Below are 20358 nucleotides of genomic sequence, written 5' to 3'. Positions count from 1 at the left end.
AACTCAGCACTAGAACCTCGTATATAATGCCAGCTGCCCGGCATGATTGACAGTGTTTGAACCTAAGCCATCAACATACTGGTTAAGATAGCCGGCTTCAAGGTCAAACCTCCGGTTAACCCGGTAACCAATGGCAACGTAAGCCCGGTTTTGGTCAAAGACCTTGTCATTCAATTTATTCTTATTCTGCAGGTTTAAGAACACCTCATTTTGAAGCGCAGCAAATACACCTTTGTTGAATGCAGCCTTGTCTTTTTTGAATGGCACCATTACCCTGGCGAAGTATCGAAGACGCTGTGAAAAAATGTCTTCGGCAGGCCGTTCAATAAAACGCTGCTCCAGTCTAAAACGATGTGTCAATGGCAGTCCTTTAAGCTTATAGGATAAAACATATTGTTCCCATATGCGGTGTTCGGTTAAATTCTTGTCAGTACTCAAATCAGGATTATCAAATGTTTCAATCCAGGCATACCCTGCAGTTACGTTTTGATTTTGATTAATGTGGTAGGTTAATCCTGGCCTAACCAAAAGGTTTCTGGAGTAATCAAGGTCGTCTGCGCTTCGTAATTGTACATCTAAATGCATGGCCCAGCGTTCTTTAAGTTTGTAGCTGTTAAACCAGGCCAACCAGCCTGTCTGCTCAACCGTTTGAGAGAAAGCAGAAAAAGGGAAAAGTAAAATAGCTCCCAAAGCTATTTTAAAGCATCGATTCATAATTCGTGTGTATTTGGTGTAAAATAAAAACCCGTCTCCAATGGGGACGGGTCGAAATTACTTATTTTTTTATAAACAGGATTAAACCCCTAGCAACAATCTTGTTGGATCTTCGAGCAATTGCTTAACCTTAACAAGGAAACCAACAGACTCGCGACCGTCGATGATACGATGGTCATAAGACAATGCAATATACATCATAGGACGTATAACTACCTGGCCTGCAATAGCCACAGGGCGTTCGACGATATTATGCATACCTAGTATAGCCGATTGAGGCGCATTAATGATCGGCGTCGACATCATTGAGCCAAACACCCCACCATTAGTGATCGTGAAAGTACCACCAGTCATCTCTTCAATAGTTAACTTGTTATCACGCGCCTTTCCTGCAAGGGCCACTACAGCCGATTCAATACCAGCTAAAGACAATTGCTCTGCATTACGGATAACCGGGACAACCAGACCTTTAGGTGCTGATACCGCGATCGAGACATCCACGAAATCACTGTATACGATCTCTTCGTTTTCGATACGTGCATTTACTGCTGGAAATGACTTCATGGCTTCGCAAACCGCTTTGGTAAAGAAAGACATGAATCCTAAACCAACACCGTGTGTTTCTTTGAACTTATCCTTGTACTTCGCACGGATATCCATGATAGGCTTCATATCCACTTCGTTAAAAGTGGTAAGCATTGCCGTTTCATTTTTAACAGTAACCAAACGTTTCGCAATGGTTTTGCGTAGACCAGACATTTTCTCTCTGCGCTCATTTCTGGCGCCCGGAGCTGCTGCCTGTACAGGAGCCGTTTTCGCGCTTTCTGATTTTGCAGGTTCTGCTTTCTTAACTTCCGCTTTAACAGCGTCATCCTTGGTGATACGTCCGCCAACACCTGTTCCACTTATGGAACTGGCGTTAACCCCTTTTTCAGCAAGTATTTTAGCTGCCGATGGAGATGGAGTACCAGCAGCGTATGATCTATCGGACTGAACAGATGGCTTAGCTTCCGAAGCAGCAGGCGCTTCCTTAGCCGGCGCAGCTGCACTTGCTCCCGACTCAATAGAACATACTACTGACCCGATCTCTAAAGTATCTCCTTCGCTGGCTACGTACTTTAATACACCAGCAACTTCTGCAGTAAGCTCAAAAGTAGCTTTATCTGACTCTAGCTCTGCAATTTGCTCGTCCATAGCCACCACAGAACCTTCAGGCTTCAACCATTTTGAAAGTGTTACTTCAGTTATAGACTCGCCTACCGGCGGAACTTTTACCTCTACGGTTTTAGTTTCCGCAGATGAAGACGGCGCAGCTGATGCAGACATACCGTCAGCTTGTGGTGCAGCCGAAGCTGATGATGATCCGCCTTCTTCTACTGTACAAACTACAGCACCAATTTCTAATGTATCGCCTTCCTGTGCGATAGTTTTTAGTGTTCCTGCTTTTTCTGCTGTAAGCTCAAAAGTGGCTTTATCAGATTCAAGTTCAGCGATAACTTCATCCATTTCAACATGATCACCATCCTTTTTTATCCATCGGGATAAGGTTACTTCTGAAATTGATTCGCCTACCGGCGGAACTTTGATCTCTAAACTCATAGTTTTTTATATTCTTGGTGATACGATTAATCTACGTTTACAACTTTTTTAGTCGTTTTTACAATTGCCTTTTCAACCTCTTTGCCCGCTCTGTCTTCAAACGCTTTGCCAACAATATACATCTGTTGGGAGATATGCTGTTTAGCATAGCCAGTTGCAGTGCTGCTGGCTTCTTTTCGTGAGATGACTTCCAGGTTAAGGTCGGACTTTCTGAACTTGCGGCAGATATATGGCCAGGCACCCATGTTCTCAGGTTCTTCCTGAACCCAGAAAAACTCAGCACCCGTATATTTGGCTTTTAACTCTCTTAATTGAGTATATGGAGTAGGGAACAATTGCTCTACGCGCACAATAGCAATGTCTTTACGCTGGTCAGCCTGTTGTTTCTCCAGCAAATCATAGTAGATCTTACCAGTGCAAAACAACACACGTTTAACATCACCCTCTGATACAAAAGTATCATCAATAACTTCCCTAAAAGAGCCTTGAGTAAATTCATCAATGTTAGATACGCAATTGGCATTACGTAAAAGACTCTTTGGAGTAAACACAACCAATGGCTTACGGAATTCGCGCTTGAGCTGACGACGCAGCAAATGGAAGTAATTACCTGGAGTGGTAATATTCGCTACCTGGATATTATCGTTGGCACACAGCTCAAGGAACCGCTCAACGCGGGCTGAAGAGTGCTCTGGACCCTGGCCTTCATAACCGTGCGGCAATAGTAACACCAAACCGTTTGAGCGCTGCCACTTCGTTTCGGCACTTACCAGGAACTGGTCGACAATGATTTGGGCGCCATTAAAGAAATCTCCAAACTGCGCTTCCCAGATGGTAAGCGACTGTGGATTAGCTAGAGCGTAACCATACTCAAATCCAAGCACTCCGTATTCAGAAAGATGTGAATTGTAAATATCAAATTTAGACTGGGCGCCACCGCTTTTTATTTCCGCTAATGGGATAAATTCCTCTTCAGAATCTTCCATCTTAACCACTGCGTGACGATGCGAGAACGTACCGCGTTCCACATCCTGACCGCTTAACCTAACCCGGAAACCTTCATTTAATAATGTTCCGTAGGCCATTAACTCACCCATTGCCCAATCGAACGTACGATTCTCAACCATTTTCTTCCGGTCGTCGAAAAGTTTTTCGATCTTTTTGAAGAACTTTTTATCCTTCGGCAAAGTGGTTAAGGTTTCAGCTACACTCAGCAAGGTTTCTTCAGAAACTTTAGTGTCTGCTTTAGTTTCAAAGTCGCCGGGAACAGACATCCGAATACCCGACCAGGCTCCTGAGAACATTGGATTAGGCTCATAGACATTGCTCTCTTTGGACTCATTCAGGCGTTCCTGAAGTAAAGCCCTAAAGCTTTTTTCCATTTCTACAGCAAGGTTGGCGTCAACGCTTCCTTGCTCCATCAGCTTCTTATTATAAATCTCCCTTGGATTAGGGTGTTTTTCAATGGTCTTGTATAATAATGGCTGAGTAAACTTAGGTTCGTCAGACTCGTTATGCCCGTAGCGGCGATAACACAGGACATCGATGAACACATCATTATGGTACTTCTGACGATATTCAACTGCCATGTTAACCGCGTAAACTAAAGCTTCCACATCATCGCCGTTCACGTGGAAAACCGGAGAAAGTGTAACTTTGGCAATATCTGTACAATAAGTAGATGAACGGGCATCTTTATAATTGGTAGTAAAACCTACCTGGTTATTAATTACAAGGTGAATGGTTCCGCCGGTTTTATAACCGTCTAATTTAGCCATCTGCAAAACCTCGTAAACAATACCCTGGCCAGCCACCGATGCATCACCGTGAATCAGGATAGGTGCAATACGCGTATTGTCACCAGCATATTTGAAATCGATCTTAGAGCGGGTGATACCTTCCACCACCGGATCCACCGTTTCAAGGTGAGAAGGATTCGGGCAAAGGCTTAAGTGCACTTTTTTCCCCGCATCAGTTGTTACGTCTGTGGAGAAACCTAAGTGATACTTTACGTCGCCATCAAAAGGTTTGGTTTCATCATAACCCTTACCTTCAAATTCTGCAAAAATATCTTTGTAGGTTTTGTGCATAATATTGGCAAGCACATTCAAACGCCCCCGGTGCGCCATACCAATCACAAACTCTTCAATACCCAGGTCCGCACCTTTTTCAATAACTGAATCGAGAGCAGGAATAACGCCTTCAGCCCCTTCTAATGAAAATCGCTTCTGACCTAAGAACTTTGTACCAAGGAAGTTTTCAAATACAACAGCTTCGTTTAGTTTCTTAAGGATACGTTTTTTAGTTTCAATGGAGAACTGAGGCTTATTGCGCTCCTTTTCCATCCTGTCCTGAAACCATTTTACTTTCTGCGGATTGCGGATATAAGTAAACTCTGCACCAATAGACTGGCAATAAGTTTCTTCGAGAAGATTTAATATATCTTTGAGTCTGGCAGGACCTAAGCCAACCTCAACACCTGCATTAAATACAGTATTCAAATCGGCGTCGCTTAAGCCAAATGTGGAAAGTTCTTTTCCTGGAAAATATCTCCGGCGCTCCCGTACAGGATTTGTTTTAGTAAACAAATGTCCCCTGTCACGGTACCCGTGAATCATGTTTAACACTTTAATTTCTTTAAGGAAGTGTTCAGGGGTTTCACCGCCTGCGACATTAGCCTCCGAACCCCGACCAAAGTCGAAGCCCTCAAAGAACTTCTGCCAGCCAAAATCTACTGATTCAGGATCCTCCTGATATGACTGGTAAAGTGAATCTATATAAGCTGAATCTGCGTTACTGAGATAAGACAAATTATCCATGTATTTTTAATTCTAAAGGTAGCGGCAAAAATAAAAGTTTAACCTTATAATAAGCCACTTATTTAAACTTTTCTGATTTATTAATGTTTTCTATTTTAATTCTGACTAGTTAGTTCGGAAAACCATCTTTTCACTCCAAAATCTTCAGCAATTTCATCAGATTTTATGGTCAACGGGCGATTTATCGACATAATTTCGCTATCAATAATATAAGCCCAGTTTCCCCAGTCGCTCGCAGGAGAATAATCTATCGCCACTTCTTCAAAAAAAGCTGCACCAGCTTTCCAAAAAACTCCTAGTTCCTTAACCAAAAAAGAGGATACGTATTGCTTAACTTTGTCATTTAAATACCCACTCGAAACAAGCTCCTTCATACAGGCATCAACTAAAATTGTTCCGGTTTTTCCGTCCCGCCATTTTTCGAAGTTTTTTAGTTCGCTTTCGCTTAAGTCACGTCCCGTTTCTTTATCATCCAAAATTGAACTGCCATGCTTTTTAAGCATAAACCGAAAAAAGTCTCTCCACTGAAGCTCAATGATCAACTTCGAAGCAGTATCATTGACCGGCTGACGGCTCTTATGCTTTTTAACAGCCCAATAAACTTCACGTGAAGACAAACAGCCCAGAGATAACCACGGTGATAGTCTGGAAGTGGACATGGCGTTTCGGCTGCCTTTTACTTTTGGCTCTTCAGTAAATAAAAACTTGTTCAGGCGCTGTAATCCCTCCTGCTCGCCCCCTATAAAGCCCTGCTCGGATTCATGCAGCAGTTCTTCATCCAGATTCAGATCCGAAAATGAAGGCAGATCGCCAGTTTCCATATTTTCCGGGATCCTGATAAATCCAGGAGTATCAAAACAAGGTTTTACAACACTGTCTCTTTCGGTTTTTTTGCGGAACGCCGCAAAGTCGTTCGGAATATTTTTTATCGGAAAAGGAAGATCTTCCTTATGATACAGGGTATGTCCGATAAAGTGTTTAAGATTAATTTGTTTTTTCCAAAGAGCTTCTTCAACTATTGCAGATATATCTGTTTCGAACGACGCAACCTCTCTGTGATGATAAACTTCTGCGACTTCATACTGAGAGCAGATTTCAGGCAGGATATCCTCAGGCCGCCCTACTTTAACTATCAGTTCTCCTCCCAGCTGTTTCAAAGATTCCCTTAATCCGTTTACGCTTTCCAAAAGGAACTTAGCCCGTAATTCACCTGTCTTTTTGGTACCGTACCTGGATAATTCAAAGTACCTTGGATCAAAGCAATAAACAGGCACAATCTGTTCTGCCCGTCTTACTGCTTCAAGCAAAATTTCATTGTCATGAATCCTTAAATCGTTACGAAACCAAACAAGGATGGTCTTCCCACTCATAAAGCCTTTAGTAAGGCTCGCAAATTACTGAAAATTCCGCGATTACTCTATCGTTAACAAGTTTTCAATTCTAATAATTACATCCATTAGACATAAAGTATTAACAAGCAAACTCTGCCCGGCACTGTCTAAATTTTCCGGGCCTCCTATTGATTATACGGAAAAAACCTTATCTTTAAACTACTTACCAATGGTCTTATGAAAACAGTACAACATATTCTTCAAAACAAAAAAAGAGGCATTTTTTCTGTCCGCCCGGAACTATCAGTGTACGAAGCACTTGAAGTAATGATGGATAAGAACATAAGTGCTCTTCTGATAACAGAAGGCAAAGTACTCCTTGGCATCTTTACCGAAAGAGACTATGCCCGCAAGATCATCCTGCAGGGCAAAGCTTCAAGAGAGACCAGCATTAAGGATGTAATGAGCCGTAAGGTAATGACTGTAACGGTGAATACAACTATTGATGAATGCATGAAGATCATGACAGAGAACCATATCCGGCACCTTCCAGTGGTGGAAAACACTGAAGTCACCGGTATGATTTCAATTGGCGACCTGGTAAAATGCATTATGGAAGCACAAGAAGCCACCATTAAGCAGCTGGAGAACTATATCAGCAGTTGAGTTTAGCCGTTCTCCTTTTTTCTCAAATACCAGGGTAGTTTATCAAAGTCCATTACTAATCGATCAACAACCCTATTATTTTCAAGATGCTCACTCACGATTTCCTCAACATCGTCCAATTGAACGTTGCCATAAAAAACACCCTCAGGGTAAATAACGATACTGGGCCCTGCCTCACAGGCCTCAAGGCATCCTGTTTTTTGTGCCCGGATTTCGGTGCTCAATCCTTTGTCTTTGATCAACTTTTTAAATGCAGCAACCAGTGCCAATCCATGACCTTCACCACAACTTACCCTGGAACCTTCCGGGCGTTGGTTAGTACAAATAAAAACGTGTTTGGTATATAGCATATCACCAAAAGTAGCAATATCCTTATAAGGAAATGAAAAAAACTATTCTCATAACCGGAGGAAGCGGCTTAATCGGAAAATCACTTACTGAGCTTTTATTGCAAAGTGGTTATGAGGTTTTTCATTTGAGTCGAAACCACCGGGCTATACCAGGGGTAAAAGTTTTCCGCTGGGCCCCTGAGGAAAACGAGATAGACACTGCTTGTATTCAGGGCGTACAAGCTATTGTTCATCTTGCTGGAGAAAACATCGGCGCCAGGCCCTGGACAAATGATCGAAAGAAAAAGATCATCGAAAGCCGGACCCAATCCATCAGGCTAATTTATAATCTGCTCGAGAAGCATCCCGAACATCAGGTACAGTCGGTTATTTCAGCATCTGCTGTTGGCATCTACGGCGACCGCGGCGATGAAATTCTTACTGAAACAAGCAGTCCGGGCAGCGATTTTCTAGCAATCACATGCAAGGAGTGGGAGAGAGCTGTCGACGAAGCTAAGGGCCTGAGGGTGGTAAAATTACGAACCGGAGTAGTGCTGTCTAACGCTGCTAGTGCTTTGCAAAAAATGGATAAACCGGTAAAACTAGGTATGGGATCATCACTTGGATCGGGTAAACAATGGATGCCATGGATACATCTCGACGACATTACAGCACTTTATCTCTTTGCGCTCGAAAACGAAACTCTGACTGGTGCATTCAATGCTGCCACAAGTAATCCTCTTACCAATATTGACCTCACCAGGGCCATTGCTTCACACTTAAATAAATCCCTGTGGGCACCCGCAGTTCCTGCATTCATCCTGAGAGTCATTCTTGGACACATGAGCGCTATCGTATTAAACAGCACCAAAACATCCAATGGTAAAATCAAAGAGGCCGGTTTCCGGTTTAAGTTTGACACAATAGATCAAGCTTTAAAAAACATCTATGCTGGAGAAAAAAGCAGTTAGCCTGTTCTGGTTCAGAAGGGATTTGAGATTAGACGACAATGCCGGACTTTATCATGCGCTTAAATCGGAATGGCCGGTGATGCCTCTTTTTATCTTTGACCAGCTCATTCTAAGCAAGCTGGAGGACAAAGACGACGCCAGGGTAAGCTATATTTACGAAGCTATTGATAGACTCAATGCCGACCTAAGAATGCTGGGATCCTCTTTGCTTGTAAAACATTCCACACCCGCACTTGCCTGGCAGGAGATCCTTGCGGAGTTTAATGTACGAGCCGTTTTTACAAACAATGATTATGAGCCGTATGGAAGAAGTCGTGATCAGGAAATCAGTGCGCTTTTGAAAAGTCATGAAATCCCTTTTTATTCCTTTAAGGACCATCTTATTTTCGAAAAAGACGAAATAATTAAAGAAAACAACAGTCCCTACACGGTTTTTACTCCTTACAAACGCAAATGGCTTGAAAAATTAAACGATGAGTTTCATTTTAAAGCTTATTCATGTAATAGATACCATAACAATTTTAGTCAGGATGAAAGCCGAAACATTCCTTCATTAAAAGATCTCGGCTTCACAACGAGCTCGCTAACATTTCCTTTGCAGGATTACAAGGAAATCATTGAAAAGTACAAAGAAACCCGCGACTTTCCTGCAGTGGCGGGTACAACGCTCATCGGTGTGCACCTACGGTTCGGCACTATAAGTATACGCCAGGCTGCAAGAGCTGCCTTTCAGGCTCATGACAAAACCTGGCTGTCAGAATTGATCTGGCGCGATTTCTATGCGATGATATTATGGCACTTTCCGTATTCGGCTCACTCCTCTTTCAAAAAACTGTTTGACAAAATAATTTGGCGAAACAATGAACAGGAGTTTGAAGCATGGTGCACAGGAACTACCGGCTATCCCATTGTTGATGCAGGGATGCGTCAACTGAACGCCACTGGCTGGATGCATAACCGGGTGAGGATGATCACAGCAAGCTTTCTCTGTAAACACCTTCTGATAGATTGGCGATGGGGTGAAGCCTATTTTGCACGAAAACTTATTGATTACGACCAGGCCAGTAATGTAGGCGGCTGGCAATGGGCTGCCGGAACTGGCAATGATGCAGCACCTTATTTCAGAGTATTCAGTCCGGATCTGCAAACAAAAAGATTCGATCCGCACCTGGAATATATCAGGAAGTGGATCCCTGAATTTGATGAGCCGTTTTCATATCCTCAACCCATAGTTGAACATCGTTTCGCCCGCGAGCGGGCCCTTGAAGCCTACAAACGGGCTCTCCAATAACAAATAAAGCCGCCTTTCGGCAGCTTTATTTACTTTAGGTTTCGTTGTCTTCTACGGCGCTACATCAGTAACTTTAACTTCAAAATCAAGACACGAGGCCGTTGGGATAGTAACAGTACCATAGTCGTTTCTGCTTCCCGCAAAGCCGTAGGCCAGCGTCGAAGGTATAAGTAGCCGGATACTTCCGCCACCCTTAATCATCGGGATACTTTTTTGCCAGCCAGGTATAACATTCGACAAAAGGAAGCTTGCCGGATTAGAACTTGCTGCCTGGTCGAACACCTGTCCGTTGAAAAACTTGCCTGTATATTCGGCTGTAATTGTAGAATCTAAGGTTATGGGGCTTCCGCTGCCCGCATCATTTATTTTATAATAAAGCTTCGTTTCAACGGAATCTGTGGTACCGGCACGATCCGGATTTCTTACATTGACCTTCATCGATGAAAAGCCGGTTAAACCATTCGCCTGCATATACTTATTGATACTTTCGTCATCATAAGCGACAATATCATTCTCGTTAAGCACTTTTATAGAGTAATCAAGCGAAGCATTGCCAGGTATAGTACCCAGCCCATTTCTGCCATAGGCCTCTCTTGAAGGAACAATCACCCGGATCTCTCCACCTCTCTTTTTAAGGATCTCAACTACGGCAGTCTTTAAAGCTTCAGGATAACGTTTCTCACGACCAAAGTACCCAAGAAAATCACTCGGCACAACACCCGCGTAATAGGTGTTTGCTCCAAATGCTCCATAACGATTCCCGGTAGAAAACGTATCAGAAGACACGTACTGCCCGTCTAAAGATCGTACGGTAAAAATTACCGGCACTACTTCCTTGTATGTTAAGTCGGCTCCGGTCCCTGGTTTAATAATCTGATAACGAATACCATTACTGGTCTCAATCTGCAAATTATTGCTCGTGATATATTCTTCTATGTTCTTCTCATCCAGTTCTTCTATACTTTCGTATTCCTTTTTACAGCCAAAACAAAGCAGTAAGGCTGAGATAACTAATATAGATCCGGTATTCAGATTCAATTTCATCTTTAATTAATATACAATCTCTAATAATTCAATATCAAAATCAAGCACAGCGTTTGCAGGGATTCCACCCTGACTTTGCTGCTGGTAGGCATACACAGAAGGTACAAGGAGGCGGATCTTACCGCCTGGCTGGATCTTCTGGATTCCTATTTGCCATCCGGGAATAACGTTTCCCAACGTAAATTTTACTGGTTCTGTCGTCTGTGGAATGACGGTTCCATCTAACAGCCTTAACGTATACTTCACTTTGACTTCTGTCGAAGCCGTATATTTCACATTCCCAGAACCACCCCTGGTGACTATATAATAAATCCCTGAAGTATCACGCGAAGCGTTCAGATCATTTGCTTTCAGAAAATCTTTAATTATTTGTTCATCGATCTGCAACTGTTTAGCAGCATCGTAGGGCTCTGATTTCTTACAGGAAGTAAGTGAGGCAATAAGAACCAAAGCTAAAAATAATACCTTTTTCATCTATTCGTTAAGGACACAAACTTACATAAAATTTCATAGTTCTCTCATCCGGAAAAGACAACATAAACGCTAAAAAATGTTAAATAACGCAGGACTGAAGATTCATTTTATAAACCCGCGTAAGAAAATACTCAAACAATACTAGATTTGCACTGTATTCTATCAAATTTATCAAGTTTATGAAACAATTATTCTTATCAATCCTATTCGCATCATTTTTAATGTTTGCTTCTACATCTACTAAAGCTCAATATAAAAACGCTTTGGGTGTGAGGCTTGGAGATGCTTATGGCGTTACATTTAAAACCTTCCTTCAGTCAGATAGAGCTTTAGATTTCATCCTCAATATTCGTAGCAGGAGCAATTATTCCGAATTTCGTTTAACCGGTCTGTATGAGGTACACAATGCGATTCAGGGAGCTCCCGGCCTAAGATGGTATTATGGTGGCGGTGGTACCCTTGGTAGTGTGGACTACAAAAATGATTGGCGTGATAGAGACAATGATCTTCTTTTAAGCGTTGATGGCGTGCTGGGTCTTGATTACAAATTCGACGGCGCACCGATCAACCTTTCACTCGACTGGAAACCTGCTCTTGAACTGGCTCCAGATACTGATTTTGACCCGCGGGGTGTTGGCTTATCGGTAAGGATAACGTTCTAGTTAACAACAATAAAGAGAAATGGCTTGACATTAGATATCAAGCCATTTCTCTTTTATGCGGATCACAGATCCTATGATATTGCTTCGGGATTTATAAATCCCAAAGAGCGGGAGTCCCGAAGAGCGTAGAATTCATCACTCTTTACGCACATCCACCACTGGCCTTTTATCCCGGTTGGCCAAATCCCAGGCAGTGAAGAAAACCAGTTGCGCGCGCTTTACTAACAACGGAAAGTCTATTTTAGATATTTCGTCTCCAGGTTGATGGTAGTCTTCATGAATTCCGTTGAAATAGAAGATGATCGGAATATTATGTTTTGCGAAGTTGTAATGGTCTGAGCGGTAATAGATCCTTTCAGGATCGTCCGGAGCATTATATTTATAGTCAATATCGAGTTTGGTATAAGTTGCATTGGTACGTTCGCTGATCTTATGCAGGTCAGTACTTAACTTATCCGAACCAATTAAATAACAATAATCAGCTTTATTCTTATGTGCAGGGTCAACCCGGCCTATCATATCAATATTCAGATTTGCAACTGTATTTTTTAAAGGAAATACAGGATGGTCTGAGTACCATTCTGAGCCTAAAAGGCCTTTCTCCTCGCCCACTACAAGAAGAAAAAGCATGCTTCTCCTTGGGCCCTTACCGTCTTTCTTCGCTGCTGTAAAAGCTTCTGCCATTTCGAGCACTGCAGTAGTTCCGGACCCGTCATCGTCGGCTCCGTTAAAGACAGTGTCGGCTCCGCCGGGGTTTAATCCCACATGATCGTAATGTGCAGAAACCACTACCAGCTCATCTTTCAGGTCGCTTCCTTCCAGATATCCAAGTACGTTAACCGCTGGTATTTTGCTGTTTTGTGAGAGAAAACTTGCGGCAAAGCGGGACATCACTACTTTTGAAGCTGGCGTTCCGGTTTTGGCGATCAAACTTTTTAACTGCTGAAGAGTTGTTTTTGAGGGCGCTAAGAATTTATCAGCAGTCTCGGCAGTTATTGATACTACCGGCACTTCCGTTTGCACTTCTTTGGCTGATCTGTTAATTGCAATTGAGGGTTTTTCCAGATGTGCCCTGCTAATTTTTAACGACGCATTCAGTTCCTCTTTTATAAGAAGTATCAAGGCCGGCTTTTTTAATTTCAGAGCATCAACCCTTTTATTCAGAGAATTGCTCCAGTCAGAGAGTTCAGTTCTCCCGGTGATCACAGACTTCCCTGCTTTTACAGGTTCTCCCTTCGCGATCAGCATCACCACTTTCCCCCGTATATCAACACCAGCATAATCGTTGTACTTCTCATTGCTGATGCCATACCCGGCAAACACAACTTCCTTAACGTCTACCTTGAAACTTCCCAAAAAACCTTTGATGTAAAAATCATGTAAGTGTTCCAGTGGCTTCCCGTTGACAGTAAACCGTTTTACTGTCAGTGAATTTTCAATTAAATCTACGTTCTGAAACCAGCTATTATTTACCGGGGCTTTCAGTCCAAGCTTCTTAAATTCTCCGGCCAGATAATTTGCAGCTTTTGTTGCACCAGGTTTTCCGGTTTCACGTCCCTCAAATTCATCGGAAGCCAGTATGCTCAAATGTTTATAGGATGTTGCAGTATCAATTAGCCTGCTGTATCTAAGTGCCTCCGGATTTTGCTGCGCAAAACCCAGAAAGGCCAGACTTAAAGCAAAAAAACAAGAACCAAGCTGTAATTTCATAATAGCGTTAAGTGATAAATTGTAAGTTCGTTTGTCCGTTGTCTTGCGAGAAGGATCTATGCGCCGGGAGACTACGGATTAATCAATAAATGAGAGCCTCCGACTCGATTAAGCCTCAGATATGGTGCGTTAGTGAGTCGCGGAGACTCTTTTCTATTAAGGAGTCCATTGAGACCCTGCGGAACTCTATGGACAGCCTATGATATAGTGGATAGCGGAAAGTTGCGGGCTTTCTTTCTTCGTCATCCTGAACTTGTTTCAGGACCTCTTGCCTGAACTTGCCCTTCATGCATCGTTCAAGAGATGCCGAAGTAAATTCGGCATGACGATAGGCGTTAACATACTTCGCCCCCAACTTTTCCGCTTGATCGAATAAAATCTCATTAACATGAAATTTTCCCCACCCGGGTCGCATGTCTGCCACCTTCAAATTCTGTTTCGATAAAAGTAGTCGTAATAGATTTTGCTGCATCCTCAGATACAAAACGAGCTGGTATACACAACACATTAGCATTATTATGCATACGAGCCAATCCGGCAATCTCTTCAGTCCAGCAAATGGCGGCACGTATACCCTGATGTTTGTTAGCAGTGATAGCAACTCCATTGGCACTTCCACATACGAGTATACCAAGTGTAAACTCTTCCGCTTCGATGGCTGAAGCCACCGGGTGTGCGAAATCAGGATAATCCGCAGAGTCTGAACTGTAAGTTCCGAAATCTTTCACATTAAAATCCTTAAGAAATTCTTTTAATAATTCCTTGTATTCAAAACCTGCGTGATCTGCACCAATGGCTATCGTCACCTTTTTAGTATCCATCTGTATTGTAATATTATATTTAAAGATTTACTAGTTCATCGAGCCGTATCGATTAACTTCTCGAATAAAAATCCAGTTCGGCCTTTTTCCTTCTAGCTTCTACCCTGCCCGAAATAATTATACTAACCTCATATAACAGGAACAGAGGAAAACTAACCGTAAGCATTGTTAACAGGTCGGGCGTTGGAGTAACAACTGCGGCAATGATCAGTATGATTACCGTAGCGTATCTTCTCGAAGAACGCATAAAAGCGGGCGTCATTATCCCCAGCTTAGATAATATAAAGATCACTATAGGCAACTCAAAAGTAATACCAGCTCCTACCGTTAAAGTGGCAACCGACGACAAATACGAATCGATGGTGATCGTATTTTCGATAAGCGTGCTAATATTATAGTTGGCCAGGAAATTTATTGACAGCGGTGCTATAACATAGTAGCCAAACAGTATTCCTAGCATAAACAGCAGGGTCGCGTAAAAAACGAATCCACTTGCCGAGCTGCTCTCTTTTTCGGTTAAACCAGGTTTTACGAACCTCCATATTTCATACAAAAGGTACGGGAAACCCAGTATTATACCTATTAACAAAGAAGAATTAAGCTGAAGCGTAAACTGCCCGGCCATCTCCGTATTGATAATCTTAAAAGGGATCTCCCTGATACAAAAGTCAGGTCCCAGATTAAACCTCTCCCCAAGGGAACACATCATTCTGTATGTCCAAAAATCAGGGTGCTTGGGTCCAAGGATAAGCGTATCAAAGATCCAGTCGTAGTAAACAAAAGCAAGGCTGGTAAAAAGAACTATGGCTATTGCCGAGCGTATCAAGTGCCAGCGAAGTACCTCCAAATGATCAAAGAACGACATCTCCGCATCAATAGTCGTTCCCTTATCTTTTATAGCCTGTATCAGATCGGTTGTTCGTTTTTCGCTCATTATTTTGAAACAACTGTACTAAACAAAAAATACCACCCTACAAGGTAGAGTGGTATTTACATTTATTTTTTTTCCTAGTTTCCACCATCGCTCAGATCGAAACTTTCCATAAACTTGGTGGTAAAGTTTCCAGCCCTAAAGTTAGGATCTTTTAACAATTTTATGTGAAAAGGAATGGTAGTTTTAATACCCTCAATTACAAACTCGCTCAAAGCCCGTTCCATAGTAGATATAGCCTCCTCCCGGGTTTGTCCGGTGCAGATCAGCTTGGCAATCATCGAATCGTAATTAGGAGGTATCTGATAGCCTGCATACACATGAGTATCGACCCTTACGCCATGACCACCTGGAGAATGGAAATGAGTGATCTTTCCCGGAGAAGGCCTGAAGCCGTTAAACGGATCTTCAGCATTGATACGACATTCCAGAGCGTGTTTTTCTGGAAAATAATTTTTACCCGAGATAGGTATTCCAGAAGCGACTTTGATCTGTTCTTTGATAAGATCATAGTTGATAACTTCCTCTGTAACCGGGTGCTCTACTTGGATACGGGTATTCATTTCCATGAAATAGAAGTTTCTATGTTTATCCACAAGAAATTCGATGGTACCCGCACCTTCATAATTTACCGCTTTTGCTCCTTTTACGGCAGCTTCGCCCATTTTTTCGCGGAGACTGTCGGTCATAAACGGCGAAGGAGATTCTTCAACCAGTTTCTGGTGGCGACGCTGTATAGAACAATCACGTTCGGAAAGGTGAGATACAGAGCCATATTGATCCCCGATCACCTGGATTTCGATATGACGCGGATCCTCTACAAATTTCTCAAGGTAAATACCATCGTTACCGAAAGCTGCCCCAGCTTCCTGGCGTGCGGAATCCCATGCCGGTTCAAACTCCTCATCTTTCCAGACAATACGCATGCCACGACCACCACCACCGGCGGTGGCTTTAAGGATCACCGGATAACCAATTTCGTTAGCTACCTTAATACCCTCTTTAACATCGTTAAGCAAACCATCAGAACCAGGTATAGTAGGCACACCCGCATTCTTCATTGTCTCTTTTGCCGACGCCTTGTCGCCCATATCATTGATCTGCTCGGGGGTGGCGCCAATAAATTTAATCCCATAATCACGGCAAATGGCCGAAAACTTCGCGTTTTCCGACAAGAAACCGTAACCAGGATGTATAGCGTCAGCATTAGTTAGTTCTGCTGCTGAAATAATATTAGGGATATTTAGATATGAGTCTTTGCTTGCCGGAGGCCCGATACATACGGCTTCATCAGCAAATCTTACATGCAAACTCTCTCTGTCGGCCGTAGAGTAAACCGCAACAGTTTTAACTCCCATTTCTTTACAGGTGCGGATAATACGCAAAGCTATCTCGCCACGGTTTGCAATTAGTATTTTTTTAAACATAATATAAAATGTGCAAATAAGACAATGTGCAGAAGCGCCGATGGACAACCTTCAACGCATTTGCACACTTTATAAATTATTTATCTTATGCTGGTTCTACAAGGAATAACGGTTGATCGTATTCAACCGGGCTCGAATTTTCTACAAGCACTTTAACAATACGGCCTGAAACTTCAGATTCAATTTCATTGAACAATTTCATTGCCTCGATAATGCAAATCACCTGGCCTGCTTTCACTTCATCACCCACATTCACAAATGAAGGCTTATCAGGACTGGCAGAGCGGTAGAAAGTACCGATCATTGGCGACTTTATTGTAATGTAATTTGCGTTTTCCACTGGCTGGGCTACCGCAGCTGGAGCTTTTACTTCTGCTACCGGTTGTGCCACCGCAGCAGGTTGTGGTGCTGCAGCCGCAGGCATGACAGGAGCAGGCACTGTCGCATTTATATACGTTGGAGCCTGATTGGTTTTTATGGTGATCTTAAAATCTTTCTCTTCTATAGAAACTTCATTTACACCTGATTTGGAAACAAATCGGATTAGTTCCTGAACCTGTTTAATATCCATTTTATTGGTTAAGCTTGTTTTTATTTTAAAAATCCAAAAATCAAATTATTTCTAAAAGCAATTCAACTTTCGACTCACTAATATAACTTACTACTTTCAATGTAGCACTATAAGTTATAATCTGGTACTTATAACTAATACGCCCACTTAAGGTACGCAGCGCCCCAGGTAAAACCTCCTCCAAAAGCAGCTAATATCAAATTATCTCCTTTTTTCAGTTTACTTTCCCACTCCCATAAACAAAGAGGAATAGTTCCGTTGGTAGTATTTCCGTAGCGATGAATATTTATCATCACCTTGTCAGAGCTTACGCCGCAGCGGTTTGCAGTGGCATCAATAATTCTCTTGTTCGCCTGATGAGGCACAAGCCAGGCAATATCCTCAGCCGTAAGGTTATTACGCTCCATTACTTCAGCTGCCACGTCTGCCATATTAGTAACGGCAAACTTAAACACAGCCTGTCCTTCCTGATAAGCGAAATGCTCTTTATTATCGATAGTTTCGTAGGAAGCAGGGCGCAGAGATCCACCAGCTTTTAAGTTGAGGAACGGACGCCCGGAGCCATCGCTCTTTAAAACAGAATCAACCAGACCGAAGCCTTCTTCATTTGGCTCAAGCAGCACAGCGGCGCAGCCATCACCAAAAATAATACAGGTTGTACGGTCTTCATAATTCACAATGGATGACATTTTATCGCCACCAACCACTAATACTTTTTTGTGTTTCCCTGATTCGATAAACTGAGCTCCTGTGGTTAAGCCAAAAACAAAACCAGAGCAAGCCGCCTGCAAGTCGTACCCCCAGGCATTTTTAGCCCCTACCTTGTCGGCAAGAATATTTGCCGTAGCCGGGAAAACCATATCAGGAGTTGATGTACAGAAGATAATAAGATCTATTTCCTCTGCTCCGATGCCTCTCTTTTCAAGAAGGCCTTTGACGGCAGGAACCGCCATATCAGAAGTTGCAAGGCCTTCGCCTTTCAATATTCTTCTTTCTTTAATACCCGTACGAGAGGTGATCCACTCATCGTTGGTATCGACCATTGTTTCCAGTTCATGATTAGTTAACACATAATCTGGAACATAGCCATGAACCGCTGTTATCGCAGCGTAGATTTTTTGCATAATCCGTATGAACTATTTAAAAGCAGATGTAATTTTTTCCACAAGTTTAGTTTGTATCATACTTCGGGATAAAAGAACCATGTTCTTAATTGCTTCCGGAGTAGATATACCATGCCCAATAATTACCGGTGCATTAACACCCAAAATAGGGCTTCCACCATATTGTTCATAGTTAAACTTGGCAAAAAAGTCATCTTTAAAACCTTTTTTAAGAGTAAGAACGTAAAATGTTTCCGCGAGCTTAAGCATTACATTTCCGGTAAAGCCATCACAAACTACCACATCAGCTTTATCCTCGAATAGATCCCGTCCCTCAATGTTTCCAATAAAATTGAACATATTGGTATCTCTCATCAAAGGATGCGTAGCCTGCATCAGTAAATTGCCTTTCTCTTCCTCTTCACCAATATTGATCAAACCAACTTTTGGATTAGAGATGCCCATGATATTTTCGGCGAATAATTTGCCCAAAATACCAAATTGTAGAAGAGTATCGGGTTTACAATCAGCATTAGCACCAACATCAAGCATAATACCAAAACCGCTTTTTAGTTTTGGCACTATCGATGAAATAGCAGGTCGGATCACTCCCGGAATAGTTTTAACGCTAAACATTGCGCCAACAAGCATAGCCCCGGTGTTACCTGCAGAAGAAAACGAGTTGATCGATCCTTCTTTAAGCATTCTGAAGCCAACGCTGATACTCGAATTAGGTTTTTGAGTAATAGCTTTTGTAGGGTGTTCGCCCATACCCACAACTTCTGTAGTATGAACAAACTCGAAATGATCCGGGTTAAATTCCTGTTCCTTGAATATAGGAAGAGCTAACTCTTTGTCTCCAATTAGAACAAGCTTCTGACTTGGATCTAAAGATTTATAGGCCGCAATTGCTCCCAAAACTGTTGCTTTGGGAGCAAAATCTCCGCCCATTATGTCTAAGCCAATTTTCATTTCAGAAAATTAAGCTTAAGCAATTGAGGTATTTTCTATAACTAATTTCCCTTTGTAATACAGGTTACCGTCAACGTTGTATGCACGGTGAGCTAAGTGAACCGCACCTGTAGTTTTGCATGTAAACAAGCCTGGAGCCTCAGCCTTATAGTGAGTTCTTCTCTTATCTCTTCTTGACTTGGATATTTTCCGTTTTGGATGTGCCATGTTCCTGTTTTATTTAATTAATTGTTTTTTATATTCTTTAAAGCGTCCCAGCGTGGGTCCGCAGCAGTATTCTCTTCTTCTTCGTCTTTTTGATTTCCTGAAAGCTTACTCAACTTTTCAACCATCTCTTTATCACACCACTGAGTATTTCCCTGATCGTCACAGCGGTGAAAATAAGGAACAGCCAAATTTATATATTCATAAATCAGCGTTGAAACATCAACCTCATGCTCGTTTTTTCCCAGAATGATGATTTCATCGGTATCATGTTCCAGGTTCTCATCATCACTGAACTTTACGATCTGCTGCTCCCTGGAGTCAACAACAGTTGGAAAGTCAGAAAGACATATATCGCAGTTAAGAAAAATGCTTCCCTTAATCACGAATTGCAGGATGAGCATTGTTTCCTGCTTATCCAACTCCAGCTCCACTTTCAATTGACCATTTTTAACAAGAGAGTATTCAAACTCATTAAAAAAGCGCTGATCAATATCAAACTCAAACTGATGCTTCCCTTCCTTCAACCCGGTAAACGGTATATGATATTCCTGTAACGATTTCAAAGCACGTCAATTGAGCCTGCAAAGTTAGCTAAAATATATTATTAGGGAAAGTTTTTTCTAAAGGTTTTTTATGGAGCCATTTAAGGCAAAAAGTCTTAAAATTTTACTAATATGAACCTATGCATTCTCTCCAACGTAAAAGCCGCCTCTTTT

Annotated in this window: 20 protein-coding genes; 4 read left to right on the top strand and 16 right to left on the bottom strand. The window is 42.2% G+C overall.

Translation table 11 applies throughout. From position 1 onward, the window contains the following. Window positions 1-9: 9 nt before the first annotated feature. From J3P37_RS00360 to J3P37_RS00345, 4 genes are all read right to left on the bottom strand, one after another. On the bottom strand, window positions 10-714 hold the full coding sequence (locus J3P37_RS00360; protein ID WP_256008992.1) for a DUF2490 domain-containing protein: 705 nt from the start codon (window positions 712-714) through the stop codon (window positions 10-12). An 81-nt stretch (window positions 715-795) separates the two neighbouring features. After that, entirely contained in the window at window positions 796-2313 is a 1518-nt protein-coding gene (odhB, locus tag J3P37_RS00355) for a 2-oxoglutarate dehydrogenase complex dihydrolipoyllysine-residue succinyltransferase (RefSeq protein WP_256008991.1), read from the bottom strand. Between the two features lie 26 nt (window positions 2314-2339). Beyond that, window positions 2340-5132 (bottom strand): 2-oxoglutarate dehydrogenase E1 component, encoded by a 2793-nt coding sequence (locus J3P37_RS00350; RefSeq protein WP_256008990.1) that lies wholly within the window; start codon window positions 5130-5132, stop codon window positions 2340-2342. A 95-nt stretch (window positions 5133-5227) separates the two neighbouring features. After that, complete coding sequence (locus J3P37_RS00345; RefSeq protein WP_256008989.1) at window positions 5228-6502, bottom strand: DASH family cryptochrome; 1275 nt, start codon at window positions 6500-6502, stop codon at window positions 5228-5230. 198 nt (window positions 6503-6700) lie between these two features. Between J3P37_RS00345 and J3P37_RS00340 the strand changes: the two genes are divergently transcribed. Next, window positions 6701-7129, top strand: coding sequence for a CBS domain-containing protein (locus tag J3P37_RS00340; protein ID WP_256008988.1), 429 nt, complete (start codon window positions 6701-6703; stop codon window positions 7127-7129). Between the two features lie 2 nt (window positions 7130-7131). Here the strand turns inward: J3P37_RS00340 and J3P37_RS00335 are convergent, their stop codons facing one another. Further along, window positions 7132-7479 (bottom strand): (2Fe-2S) ferredoxin domain-containing protein, encoded by a 348-nt coding sequence (locus J3P37_RS00335; protein ID WP_256008987.1) that lies wholly within the window; start codon window positions 7477-7479, stop codon window positions 7132-7134. A gap of 32 nt (window positions 7480-7511) precedes the next feature. Between J3P37_RS00335 and J3P37_RS00330 the strand changes: the two genes are divergently transcribed. Beyond that, the gene (locus tag J3P37_RS00330; RefSeq protein ID WP_256008986.1) at window positions 7512-8429 is read left to right on the top strand and encodes a TIGR01777 family oxidoreductase; all 918 of its coding nucleotides are present in this window, start codon (window positions 7512-7514) and stop codon (window positions 8427-8429) included. Beyond that, window positions 8407-9720: a cryptochrome/photolyase family protein gene (locus tag J3P37_RS00325; RefSeq protein WP_256008985.1), complete on the top strand. Its 1314-nt coding sequence runs from the start codon at window positions 8407-8409 to the stop codon at window positions 9718-9720. The genes J3P37_RS00330 and J3P37_RS00325 overlap by 23 nt, the downstream gene beginning before the upstream one ends. Before the next feature lie 51 nt (window positions 9721-9771). Here the strand turns inward: J3P37_RS00325 and J3P37_RS00320 are convergent, their stop codons facing one another. Beyond that, window positions 9772-10764 carry an FKBP-type peptidyl-prolyl cis-trans isomerase gene (locus J3P37_RS00320; RefSeq protein ID WP_256008984.1) on the bottom strand — a complete coding sequence of 331 codons (993 nt, stop codon included), beginning with the start codon at window positions 10762-10764 and terminating at the stop codon, window positions 9772-9774. A 6-nt stretch (window positions 10765-10770) separates the two neighbouring features. Beyond that, entirely contained in the window at window positions 10771-11238 is a 468-nt protein-coding gene (locus J3P37_RS00315) for an FKBP-type peptidyl-prolyl cis-trans isomerase (protein ID WP_256008983.1), read from the bottom strand. A 179-nt stretch (window positions 11239-11417) separates the two neighbouring features. Here J3P37_RS00315 and J3P37_RS00310 point away from each other — a divergent pair, with 179 nt between their 5' ends. Then, entirely contained in the window at window positions 11418-11900 is a 483-nt protein-coding gene (locus J3P37_RS00310; protein WP_256008982.1) for a hypothetical protein, read from the top strand. Window positions 11901-12035: 135 nt separating this feature from the next. Here J3P37_RS00310 and J3P37_RS00305 read toward each other — a convergent pair whose 3' ends face one another. The 9 genes from J3P37_RS00305 to J3P37_RS00265 form a co-directional block, all read right to left on the bottom strand. Then, window positions 12036-13610 carry a M28 family peptidase gene (locus J3P37_RS00305; protein ID WP_256008981.1) on the bottom strand — a complete coding sequence of 525 codons (1575 nt, stop codon included), beginning with the start codon at window positions 13608-13610 and terminating at the stop codon, window positions 12036-12038. 383 nt (window positions 13611-13993) lie between these two features. Further along, window positions 13994-14431 (bottom strand): ribose 5-phosphate isomerase B, encoded by a 438-nt coding sequence (rpiB, locus tag J3P37_RS00300; protein ID WP_256008980.1) that lies wholly within the window; start codon window positions 14429-14431, stop codon window positions 13994-13996. A gap of 52 nt (window positions 14432-14483) precedes the next feature. Beyond that, window positions 14484-15365, bottom strand: coding sequence for a twin-arginine translocase subunit TatC (tatC, locus tag J3P37_RS00295; protein WP_256008979.1), 882 nt, complete (start codon window positions 15363-15365; stop codon window positions 14484-14486). A gap of 74 nt (window positions 15366-15439) precedes the next feature. Beyond that, window positions 15440-16789, bottom strand: coding sequence for an acetyl-CoA carboxylase biotin carboxylase subunit (accC, locus tag J3P37_RS00290; RefSeq protein WP_256008978.1), 1350 nt, complete (start codon window positions 16787-16789; stop codon window positions 15440-15442). Between the two features lie 85 nt (window positions 16790-16874). After that, the gene (gene accB / locus J3P37_RS00285; RefSeq protein ID WP_256008977.1) at window positions 16875-17360 is read right to left on the bottom strand and encodes an acetyl-CoA carboxylase biotin carboxyl carrier protein; all 486 of its coding nucleotides are present in this window, start codon (window positions 17358-17360) and stop codon (window positions 16875-16877) included. A 134-nt stretch (window positions 17361-17494) separates the two neighbouring features. Next, window positions 17495-18484 carry a beta-ketoacyl-ACP synthase III gene (locus tag J3P37_RS00280; protein WP_256008976.1) on the bottom strand — a complete coding sequence of 330 codons (990 nt, stop codon included), beginning with the start codon at window positions 18482-18484 and terminating at the stop codon, window positions 17495-17497. Between the two features lie 12 nt (window positions 18485-18496). Further along, window positions 18497-19435: a phosphate acyltransferase PlsX gene (gene plsX, locus J3P37_RS00275; protein WP_256008975.1), complete on the bottom strand. Its 939-nt coding sequence runs from the start codon at window positions 19433-19435 to the stop codon at window positions 18497-18499. A 15-nt stretch (window positions 19436-19450) separates the two neighbouring features. Beyond that, a complete protein-coding gene (gene rpmF / locus J3P37_RS00270) occupies window positions 19451-19642 on the bottom strand; it encodes a 50S ribosomal protein L32 (protein ID WP_256008974.1) in 192 nt (63 codons plus the stop codon). A gap of 17 nt (window positions 19643-19659) precedes the next feature. Continuing rightward, a complete protein-coding gene (locus tag J3P37_RS00265; protein WP_256008973.1) occupies window positions 19660-20205 on the bottom strand; it encodes a YceD family protein in 546 nt (181 codons plus the stop codon). Window positions 20206-20358 lie beyond the last annotated feature (153 nt).

This window comes from Desertivirga xinjiangensis (assembly GCF_024436435.1).
Classification (GTDB): Bacteria; Bacteroidota; Bacteroidia; order Sphingobacteriales; family Sphingobacteriaceae; genus Desertivirga; species Desertivirga xinjiangensis.
The sequence above is the reverse complement of the archived record's forward strand: the minus strand, read 5'-3'. Positions and strand labels throughout refer to the sequence as shown.

What these genes read in the sequence shown, in the direction of transcription:
- J3P37_RS00315 (WP_256008983.1), bottom strand. Translation starts at nt 11,238, where the DNA reads ATGAAAAAGGTATTATTTTTAGCTTTGGTTCTTATTGCCTCACTTACT.
- J3P37_RS00330 (WP_256008986.1), top strand. Translation starts at nt 7,512, where the DNA reads ATGAAAAAAACTATTCTCATAACCGGAGGAAGCGGCTTAATCGGAAAA.
- J3P37_RS00305 (WP_256008981.1), bottom strand. Translation starts at nt 13,610, where the DNA reads ATGAAATTACAGCTTGGTTCTTGTTTTTTTGCTTTAAGTCTGGCCTTT.
- J3P37_RS00340 (WP_256008988.1), top strand. Translation starts at nt 6,701, where the DNA reads ATGAAAACAGTACAACATATTCTTCAAAACAAAAAAAGAGGCATTTTT.
- J3P37_RS00320 (WP_256008984.1), bottom strand. Translation starts at nt 10,764, where the DNA reads ATGAAATTGAATCTGAATACCGGATCTATATTAGTTATCTCAGCCTTA.
- J3P37_RS00345 (WP_256008989.1), bottom strand. Translation starts at nt 6,502, where the DNA reads ATGAGTGGGAAGACCATCCTTGTTTGGTTTCGTAACGATTTAAGGATT.
- rpmF (WP_256008974.1), bottom strand. Translation starts at nt 19,642, where the DNA reads ATGGCACATCCAAAACGGAAAATATCCAAGTCAAGAAGAGATAAGAGA.
- plsX (WP_256008975.1), bottom strand. Translation starts at nt 19,435, where the DNA reads ATGAAAATTGGCTTAGACATAATGGGCGGAGATTTTGCTCCCAAAGCA.
- J3P37_RS00335 (WP_256008987.1), bottom strand. Translation starts at nt 7,479, where the DNA reads ATGCTATATACCAAACACGTTTTTATTTGTACTAACCAACGCCCGGAA.
- rpiB (WP_256008980.1), bottom strand. Translation starts at nt 14,431, where the DNA reads ATGGATACTAAAAAGGTGACGATAGCCATTGGTGCAGATCACGCAGGT.
- tatC (WP_256008979.1), bottom strand. Translation starts at nt 15,365, where the DNA reads ATGAGCGAAAAACGAACAACCGATCTGATACAGGCTATAAAAGATAAG.
- odhB (WP_256008991.1), bottom strand. Translation starts at nt 2,313, where the DNA reads ATGAGTTTAGAGATCAAAGTTCCGCCGGTAGGCGAATCAATTTCAGAA.
- J3P37_RS00350 (WP_256008990.1), bottom strand. Translation starts at nt 5,132, where the DNA reads ATGGATAATTTGTCTTATCTCAGTAACGCAGATTCAGCTTATATAGAT.
- accB (WP_256008977.1), bottom strand. Translation starts at nt 17,360, where the DNA reads ATGGATATTAAACAGGTTCAGGAACTAATCCGATTTGTTTCCAAATCA.
- J3P37_RS00325 (WP_256008985.1), top strand. Translation starts at nt 8,407, where the DNA reads ATGCTGGAGAAAAAAGCAGTTAGCCTGTTCTGGTTCAGAAGGGATTTG.
- J3P37_RS00360 (WP_256008992.1), bottom strand. Translation starts at nt 714, where the DNA reads ATGAATCGATGCTTTAAAATAGCTTTGGGAGCTATTTTACTTTTCCCT.
- accC (WP_256008978.1), bottom strand. Translation starts at nt 16,789, where the DNA reads ATGTTTAAAAAAATACTAATTGCAAACCGTGGCGAGATAGCTTTGCGT.
- J3P37_RS00280 (WP_256008976.1), bottom strand. Translation starts at nt 18,484, where the DNA reads ATGCAAAAAATCTACGCTGCGATAACAGCGGTTCATGGCTATGTTCCA.
- J3P37_RS00310 (WP_256008982.1), top strand. Translation starts at nt 11,418, where the DNA reads ATGAAACAATTATTCTTATCAATCCTATTCGCATCATTTTTAATGTTT.